Source organism: Aeromonas sp. ASNIH7 (assembly GCF_002903485.1).
GTDB lineage: Bacteria > Pseudomonadota > Gammaproteobacteria > Enterobacterales > Aeromonadaceae > Aeromonas > Aeromonas caviae.
In genome coordinates, this window is the sequence record NZ_CP026226.1 from 1,806,969 (window position 1) to 1,822,202 (window position 15,234).

The 15,234-nt window shown below is 62.7% G+C and carries 11 protein-coding genes; 6 read left to right on the top strand and 5 right to left on the bottom strand.

Going from position 1 to position 15,234, the window contains the following annotated elements:
- Positions 1 to 15 precede the first annotated feature (15 nt).
- Positions 16 to 525, bottom strand: a complete 510-nt coding sequence (locus C2U47_RS08580) for a gluconokinase (protein WP_039039504.1) — start codon at positions 523 to 525, stop codon at positions 16 to 18.
- A gap of 165 nt (positions 526 to 690) precedes the next feature.
- On the opposite strand from C2U47_RS08580, the gene C2U47_RS08585 reads away from it, so the two are divergent.
- The 4 genes from C2U47_RS08585 (at position 691) to C2U47_RS08600 (ending at position 8,003) form a co-directional block, all read left to right on the top strand.
- Complete coding sequence (locus C2U47_RS08585; protein WP_223931884.1) at positions 691 to 2,052, top strand: GntP family permease; 1,362 nt, start codon at positions 691 to 693, stop codon at positions 2,050 to 2,052.
- Between the two features lie 152 nt (positions 2,053 to 2,204).
- Positions 2,205 to 3,554 carry a CDP-diacylglycerol--serine O-phosphatidyltransferase gene (gene pssA, locus C2U47_RS08590; RefSeq protein WP_049636708.1) on the top strand — a complete coding sequence of 450 codons (1,350 nt, stop codon included), beginning with the start codon at positions 2,205 to 2,207 and terminating at the stop codon, positions 3,552 to 3,554.
- Positions 3,555 to 3,730: 176 nt separating this feature from the next.
- Positions 3,731 to 5,800, top strand: a complete 2,070-nt coding sequence (gene recG / locus C2U47_RS08595) for an ATP-dependent DNA helicase RecG (RefSeq protein ID WP_199766844.1) — start codon at positions 3,731 to 3,733, stop codon at positions 5,798 to 5,800.
- Positions 5,801 to 5,942: 142 nt separating this feature from the next.
- Entirely contained in the window at positions 5,943 to 8,003 is a 2,061-nt protein-coding gene (locus C2U47_RS08600) for an AsmA-like C-terminal region-containing protein (RefSeq protein WP_049636710.1), read from the top strand.
- Positions 8,004 to 8,049: 46 nt separating this feature from the next.
- Here C2U47_RS08600 and C2U47_RS08605 read toward each other — a convergent pair whose 3' ends face one another.
- Positions 8,050 to 8,958, bottom strand: coding sequence for a bifunctional GNAT family N-acetyltransferase/hotdog fold thioesterase (locus C2U47_RS08605; RefSeq protein WP_010672532.1), 909 nt, complete (start codon positions 8,956 to 8,958; stop codon positions 8,050 to 8,052).
- A gap of 173 nt (positions 8,959 to 9,131) precedes the next feature.
- On the opposite strand from C2U47_RS08605, the gene C2U47_RS08610 reads away from it, so the two are divergent.
- Positions 9,132 to 9,812, top strand: a complete 681-nt coding sequence (locus C2U47_RS08610) for a methyltransferase domain-containing protein (protein WP_049636730.1) — start codon at positions 9,132 to 9,134, stop codon at positions 9,810 to 9,812.
- Between the two features lie 66 nt (positions 9,813 to 9,878).
- Here C2U47_RS08610 and dtd read toward each other — a convergent pair whose 3' ends face one another.
- The 3 genes from dtd to typA all read right to left on the bottom strand — a co-directional run bounded on the left by dtd (position 9,879) and on the right by typA (position 13,304).
- Complete coding sequence (dtd, locus tag C2U47_RS08615) at positions 9,879 to 10,316, bottom strand: D-aminoacyl-tRNA deacylase (RefSeq protein ID WP_039039510.1); 438 nt, start codon at positions 10,314 to 10,316, stop codon at positions 9,879 to 9,881.
- Between the two features lie 126 nt (positions 10,317 to 10,442).
- A complete protein-coding gene (locus C2U47_RS08620; protein ID WP_039039511.1) occupies positions 10,443 to 11,315 on the bottom strand; it encodes a virulence factor BrkB family protein in 873 nt (290 codons plus the stop codon).
- A 177-nt stretch (positions 11,316 to 11,492) separates the two neighbouring features.
- Positions 11,493 to 13,304, bottom strand: coding sequence for a translational GTPase TypA (gene typA / locus C2U47_RS08625; RefSeq protein WP_042882265.1), 1,812 nt, complete (start codon positions 13,302 to 13,304; stop codon positions 11,493 to 11,495).
- Positions 13,305 to 13,654: 350 nt separating this feature from the next.
- On the opposite strand from typA, the gene glnA reads away from it, so the two are divergent.
- Positions 13,655 to 15,064, top strand: coding sequence for a glutamate--ammonia ligase (glnA, locus tag C2U47_RS08630; protein WP_010672526.1), 1,410 nt, complete (start codon positions 13,655 to 13,657; stop codon positions 15,062 to 15,064).
- Positions 15,065 to 15,234 lie beyond the last annotated feature (170 nt).

Here is a 15,234-nt window from a genome sequence, read left to right on the forward strand (position 1 = left end):
GGCGCGCGACATGGCTCATTGCGCCTGCGTCAGCGCGGTGACGGCACGGTCGACCACCTGTTCGAAGGTCCCGTCGATATCGATGCGAAACACGCCGGGCTCGCCATCCGGTCGCTCCAGGGTATCAAACTGGCTTTGTACCATGGCTTCGCGCATGAAGTGGCCCTGCCGTGCCCGCATCCGTTCGAGAATGAGGGACTGGCTGCCATCCAGAAACAGGAAACTCACCGAGTCGTTGCCCTCGCGGATCTGGTCGCGGTACTGCTTCTTGAGGGCCGAGCAGACGATGACGCCGAGCTCGTTCTTGCGCTCCAGGCTGTAGGCCGCATCGCGGATCCGCTCCAGCCAGGGGGCCCTGTCTTCGTCGTTGAGCGGGTTGCCCGCCGCCATCTTCTGGATGTTCGCGCGAGGATGCAGATCATCGCCGTCGATGAACTTGGCCCCCAGGGCATTGGCCACCTTGAGGCCGATGCTGGACTTGCCGCTGCCACACACACCCATCACGATAATGCACTTGCCCGCCATTATTTGACCTCTCTCTCACTTTTCAAAAAACGTTCGCCTGATGGGTTCTAAGCTACCACGTTACCGGTAACATGTTACCGGTAACGTTTCGCAATGTGAAGTGCAGCACAGAAATGTGCAGAACAACAACTAGAACCATTTGAGGACAATTTTATGGACGGAGCAATGAACACACCCGATGTCGCCTATCTGCTCTCGGTAGCGGGCGGAGCCATTGTCATGTTGCTGGTGCTGATCATGCGATTCAAGGTACATGCCTTCGTGGCATTGACCCTGGTCAGCATGCTGACGGCCCTGGCCACCGGGGTCACCTATGACCAGGTGATCCCCACCATGCTGACCGGTTTCGGCGGCACCCTGGCCTCGGTCGCGCTGCTGGTCGGCCTCGGTGCCATGATAGGCCGGATCCTGGAGATGACGGGGGGCGCCAAGGTACTGGCCGATACCCTGATCAACCGCTTCGGCTCCCACCGCGCCCCCTTCGCACTGGGTGTGGCCTCCCTGCTGTTCGGCTTCCCGATCTTCTTCGACGCCGGCCTCATCGTCATGCTGCCCATCATCTTCAGCGTGGCGAAGCAGTTCGGCGGCTCCGTCCTCAAGTATGCCCTGCCCTCCGCCGGCGCCTTTGCGGTGATGCACGCCTTCCTGCCGCCCCACCCGGGCCCGGTGGCCGCCAGCGAGCTGCTGGGTGCCAACATCGGTCTGCTCACCATCGTGGGCCTGCTGGTCGCGCTGCCCACCTGGTATCTGGGTGCCTACCTGTTCGGGCTCTGGTCCGGCAAGAAGTTTGAGCTGCCCCTGCCCCCGAGCTTCACTGCCAGCGCCGAGCAGCTCTCCGACAAGGCGCCGAGCTTCGGCCAGGTGATCTCCATCCTGCTGCTGCCGCTGGTGCTCATCTTCATGGATACCGGCCTCAATACCCTGGGCGTCATGGGCGTCATCGACAAGGGTGCGGACTGGGTCAACGTGCTGCGCATGGTCGGCAAGACCCCGGTCGCCCTGCTCATCACTGTGCTGTACGCCCTCTGGATGTTCCGCCAGAGCCAGGGCAAGGTGCAGCTCGAGAAGTTCTGCAACGACGCCCTGGCCCCGGTCTGCGCCGTCATCCTGGTCACCGGTGCTGGCGGCATGTTCGGCGGCGTATTGCGGGCGAGCGGCATCGGCACCGCGCTGGCCGACGTGCTCTCCGATACCGGCATGCCGGTGATCCTCGCGGCCTTCCTGGTATCCGCCGCGCTGCGGGTTGCCCAGGGTTCCGCCACCGTGGCCCTGACCACCACCGCCGCCCTGATGGCGCCGACCGTGGCCGCCACCACCGGCCTGAGCGAGCTGGACCTGACCTTCATCGTCATCGCCATCGCCGGGGGCGCCACCGTGCTCTCCCACTTCAATGACTCCGGCTTCTGGCTGGTCAGCCGCTTCCTCAACATGGACGAGAAGACCACCCTCAAGACCTGGACCGTGATGGAGACCCTGCTCGGCACCATCGCCTTCCTCATCGTGGCCACGGCCAGCGCCATCCTCTGACGGAAACACATCGGGGCCGCATCCGTCGGCCCCGATGTGATATTGCACCGACTTTTTACGGATTCTTGCTTGGGCCCATCGCCACAGATTGCTAGAATTGCCTATTCTTCGCCCCGAGTGGAACGCTTCATCCCGTGATTTCAGGCTTCTCTATGCATTCATCGGCACATTATCGACAGTTGCTGACCCGCTTACCCCAGATCGCCGTCGCCGCAGACCAGTTTGAAGTGCTCAACAGCGCCAAGGACTTCAAGAGCCGGATCCTGTCGCTCATCGCCCATGCGACCCAGCGCATCTATCTGATCGCGCTCTATCTGCAGGATGACGAGGCGGGACGGGAGATCCTCTCCGCCCTCTATGCCGCCAAGCAGCGCAATCCCTCTCTCGACATCAAGGTGTTCGTCGACTTCCACCGCGCCCAGCGCGGCCTGATCGGCAAGGGCAAGCAGGGGGGCAACCACCTGATGTACCAGGCCATGGCCGCCAGCCACCAACACCAGATCGAGATCTACGGCGTGCCGGTCAAGGGCCGCGAGCTGCTCGGGGTGCTGCACCTCAAGGGCTTCATCTTCGACGACACCCTGCTTTACTCCGGCGCCAGCCTCAACGACATCTACCTGCACCAGCAGGAGCGCTACCGCTTCGATCGCTATCACCAGATCCACAGCCCGGCACTGACCCGCAGCATGGTCAACTACGTGGATGACGTCTTCCTCGGCAGCGAGGCCGTCCAGCGACTGGATCGCACCGGCATCCCCGGCGCCAAGCAGCTCAAGGGACCGATCCGCCGCTTCAAGCAGCGCCTGCGCCTCTGCCAGTACCGCTTCGAGAGCATCCAGCCCAACGATCGGGAGATCGCCGTGACCCCCATGGTGGGCCTGGGCAAGCGGGGCAACCAGCTCAACCGGATGATCCGCAACCTGGTGCGGGCCACCGAGCGGGAGATCTTCATCTGCACCCCCTACTTCAACCCCCCCAAGGAGTTGAACAAGGACGTGGAGGCGCTGCTCAAACGCGGCTGCAAGGTGACCATCGTCGTGGGCGACAAGACCGCCAACGACTTCTTCATCCCCCCGGAGGAGAAGTTCTCCACCATCGGCGGTCTGCCCTATCTCTACGAGACCAACCTGCGCAAGTTTGCCGAGCGCAACCAGCACCACATCGACAACGGCCGGCTCAACCTCATGCTCTGGTGCTGCGAGAAGAACTCCTATCACCTCAAGGGGATCTTCGTGGATGAGGAGTGGGCCCTGCTCACCGGCAACAACCTCAATCCCCGAGCCTGGGCGCTGGATCTGGAGAACGGCCTGCTGGTACACGACCAGCACCATCACCTGCGCGAGCAGTTCAGTGCGGAGCGGGAGAACATCCTGGCCCACACCCGCCGCATCAGTCACTTCGACCAGATAGAGCAGATCAAGGATTACCCGGATCAGGTGCGCAAGCTGCTGGCCCGGATCCACAGGGTCAAGGCTCACCTCCTGCTCAAGCGCATCCTCTGACCGCCAGGGCGCCCCGTCAGTGAAAAGGCCTGCCGTTTCCGGCAGGCCTTTTTCATGGATGACCCTCCCCCCGCTCCCTTGCCCACCAGCCCGGAACGGCACAACGCGGCTTGCATCGAGGCCGCAACAACCCCTATCATCTGGACATATTTACAGTGTTTTCGGGCATCTAATTGATGAAATTGGATAAAATCTCCCTCGACAGCCTCAAGGGTGTCGGCAGCAAGATGCTGGAGAAACTCGAGCGGCTGGGGCTGGCCACGGTACAGGACCTGCTGTTCCACCTCCCCCTGCGCTACGAGGACCGCACCCAGGTGTGGCCCATCGGCGATCTGCCGCCCGGCCTGCACGGTGCCGTCGAGGGCGAGATCCAGGACACCCAGCTGGTGATGGGGCGCCGCCGCATGCTGGTGTGCCGTATCAGCGACGGCACCGGCAGCCTGACCCTGCGCTTCTTCAATTTCACCGCTGCCCAGAAAAACAGCCTGGCCCAGGGCCGCCTTATCCGCTGCTTCGGCGAGACCCGTCCCGGCAAGTACGGCCTGGAGATGGCCCACCCCGAGTACAAGCTGCTCGGCGAGGAGCAGGCCGGCCAGACCGAAGAGGCCCTCACCCCCGTCTACCCCACCACAGAGGGGCTGCGCCAGCTCACCCTGCGCAGCCTCACCGATCAGGCCCTGGCCCAGCTCGACCTCTACGGGGTCGAGGAGCTGCTGCCTGCCGGCCTCTATCCCCAGCAGATCGATCTTGCCGCCGCCCTGAAGCTGCTGCACCGCCCGCCCCCCTCGGTGGCGCTGGCCCTGCTCGAGAGCGGCCAGCACCCGGCACAGCAGCGGCTGGTACTGGAAGAGCTGCTGGCCCACAACCTCTCGGTCTTGGAGGTGCGCGCCCAGGCACAGACCCAGCTGGCCCGTGCCCTCAAACCAGCTCCCGAGCTGGTCCGGCAGCTGCTCGGCGCCCTGCCGTTCACCCCCACCGGCGCCCAGAGCCGGGTGGTGGCGGAGATCGGCCGGGATCTGCAGCAGAGCCACCCCATGATGCGGCTGGTCCAGGGGGACGTGGGCTCAGGTAAAACGCTGGTCGCGGCGCTGGCCGCCCTGCAGGCCATCGGCAACGGCTGCCAGGTGGGGCTGATGGCCCCGACCGAGCTGCTGGCCGAACAGCACGCCATCAACTTCGCCAGGTGGCTGGAGCCGCTCGGCATCAAGGTGGGCTGGCTGGCGGGCAAGCAGAAGGGCAAGGCGCGGGAAGAGGCGCTGGCCGCCATCGCGGACGGCAGCGTCAAGATGGTGGTGGGCACCCACGCCATCTTCCAGGAGCAGGTGGTGTTCCAGCGCCTAGCCCTGGTCATCATCGACGAACAGCACAGATTCGGCGTGCATCAGCGCCTCGCCCTGCGAGAAAAAGGAGAGCGGGAAGGGGTGCATCCCCACCAGCTCATCATGACCGCCACCCCCATCCCCCGCACCCTGGCGATGACCGCCTATGCCGACCTCGACACCTCCATCATCGACGAGCTGCCGCCGGGCCGCACTCCCATTACCACGGTCGCCCTGCCGGACAGTCGCCGCCAGGACGTGATCGAGCGGGTGAGGCTCGCCTGCGAGGAGGGCAAGCAGGCCTACTGGGTCTGCACCCTGATCGAGGAGTCGGAGGTGCTGGAGTGCCAGGCCGCCGAAGACACTGCCGCCGAGCTGCAAACCCTGCTGCCCGGCCTGCACATCGGCCTGGTACACGGCCGGATGCGCCCCGTCGAGAAACAACGGGTGATGGAGGAGTTCAAGGCGGGCATACTGCAACTGCTGGTCGCCACCACCGTCATCGAGGTGGGGGTGGATGTGCCCAATGCCAGCCTGATGATCATCGAAAACCCGGAGCGACTGGGGCTGGCCCAGTTGCACCAGCTGCGCGGCCGGGTCGGGCGGGGGTCGGTGGCCTCCCACTGCGTGCTGCTCTATCATGCCCCCTTGTCCAAGACGGCCCAGAGCCGGCTCGGGGTGCTGCGGGAGACCAACGACGGCTTCCTCATCGCCCAGCGGGATCTGGAGCTGCGCGGCCCGGGCGAGCTGCTCGGCACCCGCCAGACCGGCCTGGCCGATCTCAAGATCGCCGATCTGGTGCGGGATCAGCCGCTCATCCCGCAGGTGCAGAAGATGGCGCGCTTCTTGATGGACCGCCACCCAAACCATGTCGAACCCTTGATACGGCGCTGGCTCGGCCTGCGGGATCACTACTCGAATGCTTGACCAAGGCAGATGCAGAAGATGGTCACATTGCCTGATGGATAGGCACCCAAACCATGTCGAACCCTTGATACGGCGCTGGCTCGGTCTGCGGGATCACTACTCCAATGCCTGACCAAGCAACAGAAACAGGAGGAAAGCACTGATGAATTCCTGGCTGCGCGGCCTGCTCTACACCCTTGCCTTCCTGTTACTCTTTGTCTGGGTCGGGCTCGGCCTGTTCGATGCCGAGCGGGCCAAGGGGCCCATCGCCGGCTGGCTCAGCCAGCAGACCGGCGTGCCTGTCACCATAGGCCGGCTGGTGTTCAACCCGCTCCACCCCTACACCCTGCTGGCGGAGCAGGTGAGTTACGGCAACGCCGTGACCCTCGACAAGATCTATCTCGAGATAGAGAGCATCGACTGGCTGAACCGGGACGTGCGCATCGCCCATCTCGACCTCATCCGCCCGGCCATCAAGCTGCCGCTGCCCAACCAGTTGCCAAGCCTGCCGGTTCACTCCCTCACCATCAGCGACAGCACCATCGACAACCTGAGCCTGCAGAGCGAGGCCCTGACCCTGCGCGGCCTCAGTGCGTCCCTGAGTGACTGGGAACTGATCGACCCAAGACGCCAGCCCCAGGCCAACCTCACCCTGGGCATCAACCAGCTGGAGACCCCCATGTTCACCCTGGCCCGTCTCAGCCTCAAGGGGCGGCTGGAGGGGCAGGTGCTCAGCACCGACAGACTGGCCACCAACCTGTTCGACGGCCTGCTCGAGACCGGCATGGTGCTGAACTGGCCAGAGCGCAGCCTGCAACTGCACGATCTCAAGGCCCGCGCCATGCGCCTCGAGCTTGGTGACATCCCCACTGGCGAGTTCCCCCTGCGCCGCATCACCCTGGACAGGGGTCAGCTTGCCCAGGTGAGCATCAATGCCATCGATCAGGAGCTCTCCCTCAACAACTTCAACGGCCAGCTCACCGCCTTCGACTGGCAGGCGGGCAGCCAGCCCAGCGGCTATCTGGCGGGCACCCTGGGCGACATGGGCCGCGGCTTGTTCCAGCTTGAGGCCGTCGAGGGCAAGCTCGCCTTCTCCCCCCGGCAGCTGGATGCCGAGCTGCGAGGCAAGGCATACGAAGGGGAGTTCAACGTCGAGCTGGCTCTCGACACCCAGCAGCAGAAGCTCACCCTGAAGGATCTGGCCCTGAGCGGCATGGACATCAGTTTGCCCCAGGGGTGGTGGCAGGATTGGCAGGGCTGGCGCCCGCAACAGATCGACATCCGCAAACTGGCCTTCGACAAGCTCAAGGTGCTCTCTTTCGACGACACCCTGCCCCTCTCCCTGACCGGCTGGCAACTCTACCTGAACGATCTCGCCCTGCGGGGCAACCAGCCAGGCCCCCTGCTGGGGCGAGCCCGCATCGAGAGCAAGTGGTTCGAGCTGGTGTGGGACGGTCTCAGTGCCCGCAACGGCACCCTGGATGGCGAGCTGACCCCCAGCTCCTGGCAGCTCAATACCCTCGCCACCTCCCTGCCCGACGAGGGCTCCCTCAACCTGAGCGGCCAGTGGGGCAGAACGCCCGGGCAGGAGAGCCGTATGCAGTTGCAGGGCAAGCAGCTGGATCTGGAGCAGTGGGGCAAGTTGCTGCACTCCCCCGTCTCCTTCGCGGGCAAGGTGGATCTGGCGGCAGATCTGCAGGCCGACCTCAACGGGCAACCCGGCGAGCAGACGGCCAACTGGCGCCGGACCCTTCAGGGCAGCCTGAGCCTGGAGAGCAAGGATCCCTTCTGGGACAAGGTCGGCATCGACCCCCTGCTGGATGACTGGTTCAGGGAGCAGACCCCCCCCGATCTGACACCGCAGACGCTGTGGCAGGCGATGCAACGCGGAGACACCCCCTTCTATCAGATCAGGCTGGATGCCAGGGCGGAGCAGGGCAAGGTGCGGATCGAGCAAGGCGGTGCCTCCACCATCACCCACCTGCTGGCACTGCAAGGGGGTGTCGACCTGGCCGCAGATCAGTGGCAGCTCGACCTCGGGGTCCTGAACAAGGGACGCTGCGCCGAGCTGCTCGCCCGCTGGCGCGGCCCCCTCAATGCGCCCGACCTGGGCTGGAGTTTCCCCACGGGACAGGACGCCTGTGGCTGGGAGGCGGGTGTGCACTACCCCGCCCAGGGACGAAGCGGCCCGCTCTGGCGCCCACGGCCACCGGCCGCCCAATAACGAACAAGGCCTCGCGAAGAGGCCTTGTTGCTGTGAACATCAGGGATCAGCGTGCGCCGCGCTTGATGGGCAGCACCACATACTGACCGACAAACTCCACCGCCAGCTTGCGGCCGCTGAACAACTGCACCCGCAGGCTGAATTTGGCGGACTCTCCGCCCCTCAGCGGCTCGAGCACGGCGGGCATGCCCTCCCGGGCCACCCGCGCCTCCGGCTCTTCGCTCACCGGCCGGTAATACTTGATGTTGCCCTCGGCCAGCACGGTATCCCCTCCCAGCCCTGCCTCCTTGAGCTGCAACCAGATGAGACCCCAGCCCGCCAGCACGCACTGGCTGTAAATGCTGCCGGCGAACATGGTGTCGTGGACGTTGAGATTGGCCGCCAGGTTGGCCTTGAGGTGGAAGGTCTGGCCATCGTAGTGGGTGATGTGCACCCCCATCTTCTCGCTGATTGGAATACCCCGCGACCAGCGGGTGGTGAGATCCTGGCACCACTCCGGACGGTACTGGATGGTCTGCATGGGACTCAGGGACTTGATCATCTGGCGGTGAGGGATGCGGCCGAAGGAGACGGGGCCTTCCCCTACCTCGAGGAAGCCGCAGCGGCGATAGAACTCCACCGCCTCCTGGCGGGCGTTCATCACCAGCCGTTTCACCTTCTCGTCGCGGGCAAGCTGCTCGAGATCTTCCACCATGCGGGCGCCCAGCCCCTGGCCGCGAAATTCGGGTCGCAGCGCCATAAAGCGGATCTGGGCTTCATCGCCGCCCACAAAGAGGCGACCCACGGCGATGGGCGTTCCGTCGGGTGAGAGCATCAGCCGGTGAATGGCAACGGTATCGTACTCGTCACGCTCGGAGCCAAGGGGCAGATTGAAGGGTTTGCGCAGTAGTTCCCAGCGCAACTGATAGTAAGCATCCAGCTCCGCTGGTGTTTCTGGGGTGACTACCCGGTACATAAAGCGATCCTTGAGTGTGCGCCGACTGGCAGATGGAAGGACTGACGCAACCATTTCTCCCGGCGCAGCCTGTAGTAGGTATCCAGCTCGGCTGCCGTTTGGGGGGTGACCACCCGGTACATAACAACATCCTTGAGTTACACTGGTCGAAAGCCATCTTGCCGTGCAAATTCATGGACTTCAATCTGCAAGCGTACCAAGCCGATCACTTATTGCACCTCAGTGCCAAACCCGAACGCCGCGTTTCGGTGCTTGAAAATGCCCGTCATCGCTGGCTGGAAATGGACGGCGTGGTGCAATCCGCCATGAGCCTCCACCAGCCGGCACGCCTCTGTCTGCCTCATCAACGGAGCATCGCGGAGCAGTTGCCAAAGCAGGCAAACCGGATCCTGGAGCTGGGGTTGGGCGGAGGGGATCTCACCCGTCACCTGGCGGCACGCTGGCCCGATGCCCACCACGACTGCGTGGATCTGGATGCCGAGATCCTCACCCTGTTCCAGCAGTTCTTCCTCCCCTCGTCAGGGGGCTCGCCTCGGCTGCATCACGCCGATGCGCTGCACTTCCTGCACCAGAGCCAGGAGATCTACGATCTGGTGCTGCTGGATTTGTTCAGCCAGGACGGCAACCCCCTTCTGCTGTTCCAGGCTCCGCTCTATCAGGCACTGGCCAGCCGCCTGAGCGGAACCCTAATCATCAATCTGCTGCCCCGCACCCGGCTCGAACAGGCACAGGCTCTGCGACTGGCAGAGGAGTGGATAGGCCCGACCCACGTCCACGACGTGCCCGGCTACCGCAACGTCATCCTGCACGCGACCCGTCAGCATGGCCAGGGCGGGCGAGCACCGGCAGGGTGAAGAACCTGCGAAGTATGCAGGCATCGCGTCCTGCCCCTCCGGTGAGGCCTGCCCTGCCTGCCACCCTTATACCTGCAGCCAGAAGGTGACGGGGCCGTCGTTGAGCAGCCTGACCTTCATGTCGGCGGCAAAACGGCCGGTTTCGGTCGGCACGCCGCTCTCCCTGGCGCGGGCCACGAAGTACTCATAGAGTCGCTCGGCATCTGCGGGATGGGCGCCACCGGAGAAGCTGGGTCTCATCCCCTTGCCGGTATCCGCCGCCAGGGTGAACTGGGAGACCACCAGCAGGCTGCCACCCACCTGACTCACGTTGAGGTTCATCTTGCCGTTCTCGTCAGAGAAGATGCGATAGCCGCTCACCTTGTGCAGCAGCTTGTCGGCCTTGGCCTCGTCATCCCCCTGCTCCACCCCGAGCAGCACCAGCAACCCCTGGCCGATGGCCCCGGTCACCTCTCCCTCTACCGTTACGCTGGCCTCGCTGACCCGCTGAATCAGTGCAATCACATCCCTCTCCTCTCAAAACAGCACGACCGCCCATCCTGCGGGATGAGCGGTCGTCGATGCTACCAATAAATGCCCTGCCCGGGCCAACGCCTTTGTGTCGGGATCCGGTGTGATGGCCGGCCGGCGTCAGGCCAGCTCCTCTGCACCGGGCTTCTCGTACTCCCCGAGGCAGGCGGTGGTCTCGGCCCCCAGCAACACCACCAGCCAGCTCAGATACACCCAGACGAACAGGATGGGAATGGTCGCCAGGGCGCCATAGATGGCCTGGTAGGAGGGGAAGTTGGTGATGTAGATGGCAAAGCCACGCTTGGCCAGCTCGAACAGGGTGGCCGCCACCAGGGCTCCGATGAAGGCGTGGGTCAGCCGCACGCGGCAGTTGGGCACCACGGTATAGATCAGCAGGAAGGTGAGCACGGAGAAGAGGAACGGCAGGCTGCGCAGCAGCAGATAGCCGATACCGAACAGGCTGTCAGCCGCGAACAACCTGAGCGAGAGAATGTAGGAGGAGATGGCGATGCTGGCACCGATGAGCACGGGGCCCAGGGTCAGGATCATCCAATACATGGCGAATGCCTGGGCCAAGGGCCGGCTTCGGGTGGACCGCCAGATGTAGTTGAGATTCTTGTCGATGGCCGAGATGAGCATCAGGGCCACCACGATCAGGGCACCGATACCGACGGCCGTGGTGTTGGTGGCGTTGGCCACGAAGCCGTCGATGTACTCCTTGAGCATCTCGCCGGCGGTGGGGACGAAGTTGTGATAGACGAACTGCTCCATCGCCTGCTTCAGGCTCTGGAACACCGGAAAGGCCGACATCATGCCGAACACCACGGCTATCATGGGCACCAGGGAGAGCAGGGTGACATAGGCCAGGTAACCGGCGGTCACCGTCAATCTGTCCTGCTGGAAGCGGCCCCAGACAAACTGGGCGAAGTGGGCACCATCGTGGCGCAAGAAGGAGAGTGCATGGGCCAGACGGCCGCGGATCTGCTGCTGCATCTTGTTTCTCGTAAGCGTGATCATGCAGACATTGTGTCAGATAGGGTGGTCATTTGGCCACCCGCAGACCGGCCGGATGCGCCGCCATCGAGCTCAAACCCCATGCGCCCTCATGTCGAGCCCATAAAAAAAGAGGCCTTAAGGCCTCTCTTTGGTCTGTCGATGAACAGCTATCGATCAAGCACGACCGGCGCGCTTGCGATCCAGTTCGGTCAGCAGCTTTTTACGGATACGGATGGCCTTGGGGGTGATCTCCACCAGCTCGTCGTTGTCGATGAACTCGAGAGCCTGCTCCAGGGTCATGCGGATCGGCGGAGTCAGCACCTGGGCTTCGTCGGTACCGGAGGCACGCATGTTGGTCAGCTGCTTGCCTTTCAGGCAGTTGACGGTCAGGTCGTTGGAGCGGGAGTGGATCCCGATCACCTGGCCTTCGTACACTTCGGTCGCGTGACCGATGAACAGACGACCACGATCTTGCAGACCGAACAGGGCGAAGGTCAGGGCCTTGCCGGTGGCGTTGGAGATCAGCACGCCGTTCTGACGCTCACCGATGCTGCCACCCTTGTGCGGACCGTAGTGGTCGAAGGTGTGGTACAGCAGACCGGTACCAGAGGTCATGGTCAGGAACTCGGTCTGGAAGCCGATCAGACCACGGCTCGGGATGATGAAGTCCAGACGGACGCGACCCTTGCCATCCGGGGTCATGTTGGTCATCTCGCCTTTACGCAGGCCGAGCTGCTCCATCACGGAACCCTGATGCGCTTCTTCCACGTCCACAGTGACGGTTTCGAACGGTTCTTGCAGTTCGCCATTCACGGTACGCAGGATTACTTCCGGGCGGGATACCGCCAGTTCGTAACCTTCGCGACGCATGTTTTCGATCAGGATGGAGAGGTGCAGTTCACCACGGCCGGAGACGCGGAACTTGTCCGGATCTTCGGTCTCTTCCACGCGCAGGGCCACGTTGTGGACCAGCTCCTGGTTCAGACGCTCCAGAATGTTGCGGGAGGTGACGAACTTGCCTTCTTTACCGGCGAACGGCGAGGTGTTGACCTGGAAGGTCATGTTCACGGTCGGCTCGTCAACGGAGAGCGGCGGCAGGGCTTCGACGGCACTGTTGTCACAGATGGTGTCGGAGATCTTCAGCTCGCCCAGACCGGTGATGGCGATGATGTCGCCCGCTTGCGCGTCGGTCACTTCGGTACGGGACAGGCCCAGGTAGCCCAGCACCTGACCTACCTTGCCGGTACGCGGTTTGCCGTTGGCACCGACGATGGTGACCTGCTGGTTGGTCTTGACGCGACCACGAGTGATGCGGCCGATACCGATGACGCCCACGTAGGAGTTGTAGTCCAGCTGGGAGATCTGCATCTGGAAGGCACCGTCAACGTCGCCCTTCGGGGCTTCCACGTTGTCGACGATGGCCTGGAACAGGGGTTCCATGTTCTCGGACGGGACGTCCTGATCCAGGGTGGCCCAACCGTTCAGTGCAGAGGCGTAAACAACCTTGAAGTCCAGTTGCTCATCGGTGGCACCCAGGTTGTCGAACAGATCGAAGACCTGATCCATTACCCAGTCAGGACGAGCACCCGGACGGTCGATCTTGTTGATGACCACGATGGGCTTCAGACCCTGGGCGAACGCCTTCTGGGTCACGAAACGGGTCTGCGGCATCGGGCCGTCAACGGCGTCGACCAGCAGCAGCACGGAGTCAACCATGGAGAGTACGCGCTCAACTTCACCACCGAAGTCGGCGTGACCCGGAGTATCCACGATGTTGATGCGGTAGTCGTTCCAGCGGATCGCAGTGTTCTTGGCGAGAATGGTGATGCCACGTTCCCGTTCCAGATCATTGGAGTCCATGATCCGTTCCTGACCTTCGCTGGTGCGATCCAGAGTGCCGGATTGCTGCAGCAGCTTATCAACCAGAGTCGTTTTGCCGTGGTCAACGTGCGCAATAATCGCAATATTGCGTAAATTCTCTAACATTCTCGCCTCAAATCACCGGGTAAAATTGGGCGCTAATTGTACTCTCGCCTTTGTGATCTGCCTAGCAGAATTGCAACACATTCACGCACAACAAAGGATCAGGATCATGGACCCCGCAGCAAAAGGCTGCTTAGATGGCCTGGATACGCTGGCGCACCATCTCGGTGCACCAAAACGATCCAAGGTTGCACCACTTTAATGCAGCAACCGGCATGAGAACGGGTTTCTCGACAGCCTGAAACGGTGCAAGTGCCCTGAAATCAAGCTGTCACAAACTTGGCACGATACTGGCTTATGTGAATGTGACGACGCATTCACCCAAAGAGTTTTAACACCGGAGGTTACTTAGCATGTCAGCCCAGAACGTTTTGGCCCTGATCCAGGAACACGAAGTCAAGTTTGTTGATCTGCGTTTTACCGACACCAAGGGTAAAGAGCAGCACGTATCCATCCCTTCCCACCAGGTTGACGAAGACTTCTTCGAAGACGGCAAGATGTTCGATGGTTCCTCCATCGGCGGCTGGAAGGGCATCAACGAGTCTGACATGGTGCTGATGCCGGACCCGGCTTCCGCCAAACTGGACCCGTTCACCGAAGAGACCACTCTGAACATCGTCTGTGACGTGCTTGAACCCGCCACCATGCAAGGCTATGACCGCGATCCGCGCTCCATCGCCAAGCGTGCCGAAGATTTCCTGAAGTCCAGCGGCATCGCTGACACCGTGCTGTTCGGGCCGGAGCCGGAATTCTTCATGTTCGACAACATCACCTTCTCCAACACCATGGGCCACAGCTTCGTGAAGATCGAATCCGAAGAAGCTGCCTGGAACTCCGGTACCGACTACGAGCACGGCAACAAGGGTCACCGTCCATTCGTCAAGGGTGGTTACTTCCCGGTTGCCCCGGTTGACTCCTCCCAGGACATCCGTGCCGCCATGTGCCTGGTGCTGGAAGAGATGGGCCAGGTCGTCGAAGCTCACCACCACGAAGTGGCGACCGCCGGTCAGAACGAGATCGCAACCCGCTTCAACACCCTCACCCTGAAGGCTGACGAAGTACAGGTCCTGAAGTACGTGATCCACAACGTGGCCCACGCCTACAACAAGACCGTCACCTTCATGCCGAAACCCATGTTCGGTGACAACGGCTCCGGCATGCACTGCCACCAGTCCCTGGCCAAAGACGGCGTCAACCTGTTCGCAGGCGACCTGTACGGCGGTCTGTCCGAGATGGCACTGCACTACATCGGCGGCATCATCAAGCACGCCAAGGCCATCAACGCCTTCGCCAACCCAACCACCAACTCCTACAAGCGTCTGGTGCCGGGCTATGAAGCACCGGTCATGCTGGCCTACTCCGCCCGCAACCGTTCTGCCTCCATCCGTATCCCGGTCGTGCCGAGCCCGAAAGCCCGCCGCATCGAAGTACGCTTCCCGGATCCGGCTGCCAACCCGTACCTGGCCTTCGCTGCCCAGCTGATGGCCGGTCTGGACGGCATCATCAACAAGATCCATCCGGGCGATGCCATGGACAAGAACCTGTACGATCTGCCGCCGGAAGAAGCCGCTGAAGTGCCGACCGTTGCCGGTTCCCTGGACGAAGCGCTGTCCGCACTGGATGCAGACCGTGAGTTCCTGACCCGTGGTGGCGTGTTCAGCGATGACTTCATCAACTCCTACCTGGAACTGAAACAGCAGGATGTTGACCGCGTGCGCATGACTCCGCACCCGCTGGAGTTCGAGCTGTACTACTCCGTCTAATCCGCTTTCCCATGACAAACCCGCCATCTGGCGGGTTTTTTTTCATTCTGGCAACGGAAATACCGCCAAACGGGCACGATCGTGCAGAAAGATGATCCCGTTCACGGAGCCGTACCACCCTCGGCTGTTCACACCCCGACCCCGTGGTTTTTCTCTGATAGGATTAAGGT

Excerpts from the sequence above, each read along its gene's own strand:
- C2U47_RS08620 (WP_039039511.1), bottom strand. The coding sequence starts at position 11,315 with ATGCAGCAGCAGATCCGCGGCCGTCTGGCCCATGCACTCTCCTTCTTG.
- pssA (WP_049636708.1), top strand. The coding sequence starts at position 2,205 with ATGCATTCATCGGCACATTATCGACAGTTGCTGACCCGCTTACCCCAG.
- C2U47_RS08605 (WP_010672532.1), bottom strand. The coding sequence starts at position 8,958 with ATGTACCGGGTAGTCACCCCAGAAACACCAGCGGAGCTGGATGCTTAC.
- C2U47_RS08610 (WP_049636730.1), top strand. The coding sequence starts at position 9,132 with ATGGACTTCAATCTGCAAGCGTACCAAGCCGATCACTTATTGCACCTC.
- C2U47_RS08585 (WP_223931884.1), top strand. The coding sequence starts at position 691 with ATGAACACACCCGATGTCGCCTATCTGCTCTCGGTAGCGGGCGGAGCC.
- C2U47_RS08600 (WP_049636710.1), top strand. The coding sequence starts at position 5,943 with ATGAATTCCTGGCTGCGCGGCCTGCTCTACACCCTTGCCTTCCTGTTA.
- typA (WP_042882265.1), bottom strand. The coding sequence starts at position 13,304 with ATGTTAGAGAATTTACGCAATATTGCGATTATTGCGCACGTTGACCAC.
- recG (WP_199766844.1), top strand. The coding sequence starts at position 3,731 with ATGAAATTGGATAAAATCTCCCTCGACAGCCTCAAGGGTGTCGGCAGC.
- C2U47_RS08580 (WP_039039504.1), bottom strand. The coding sequence starts at position 525 with ATGGCGGGCAAGTGCATTATCGTGATGGGTGTGTGTGGCAGCGGCAAG.
- glnA (WP_010672526.1), top strand. The coding sequence starts at position 13,655 with ATGTCAGCCCAGAACGTTTTGGCCCTGATCCAGGAACACGAAGTCAAG.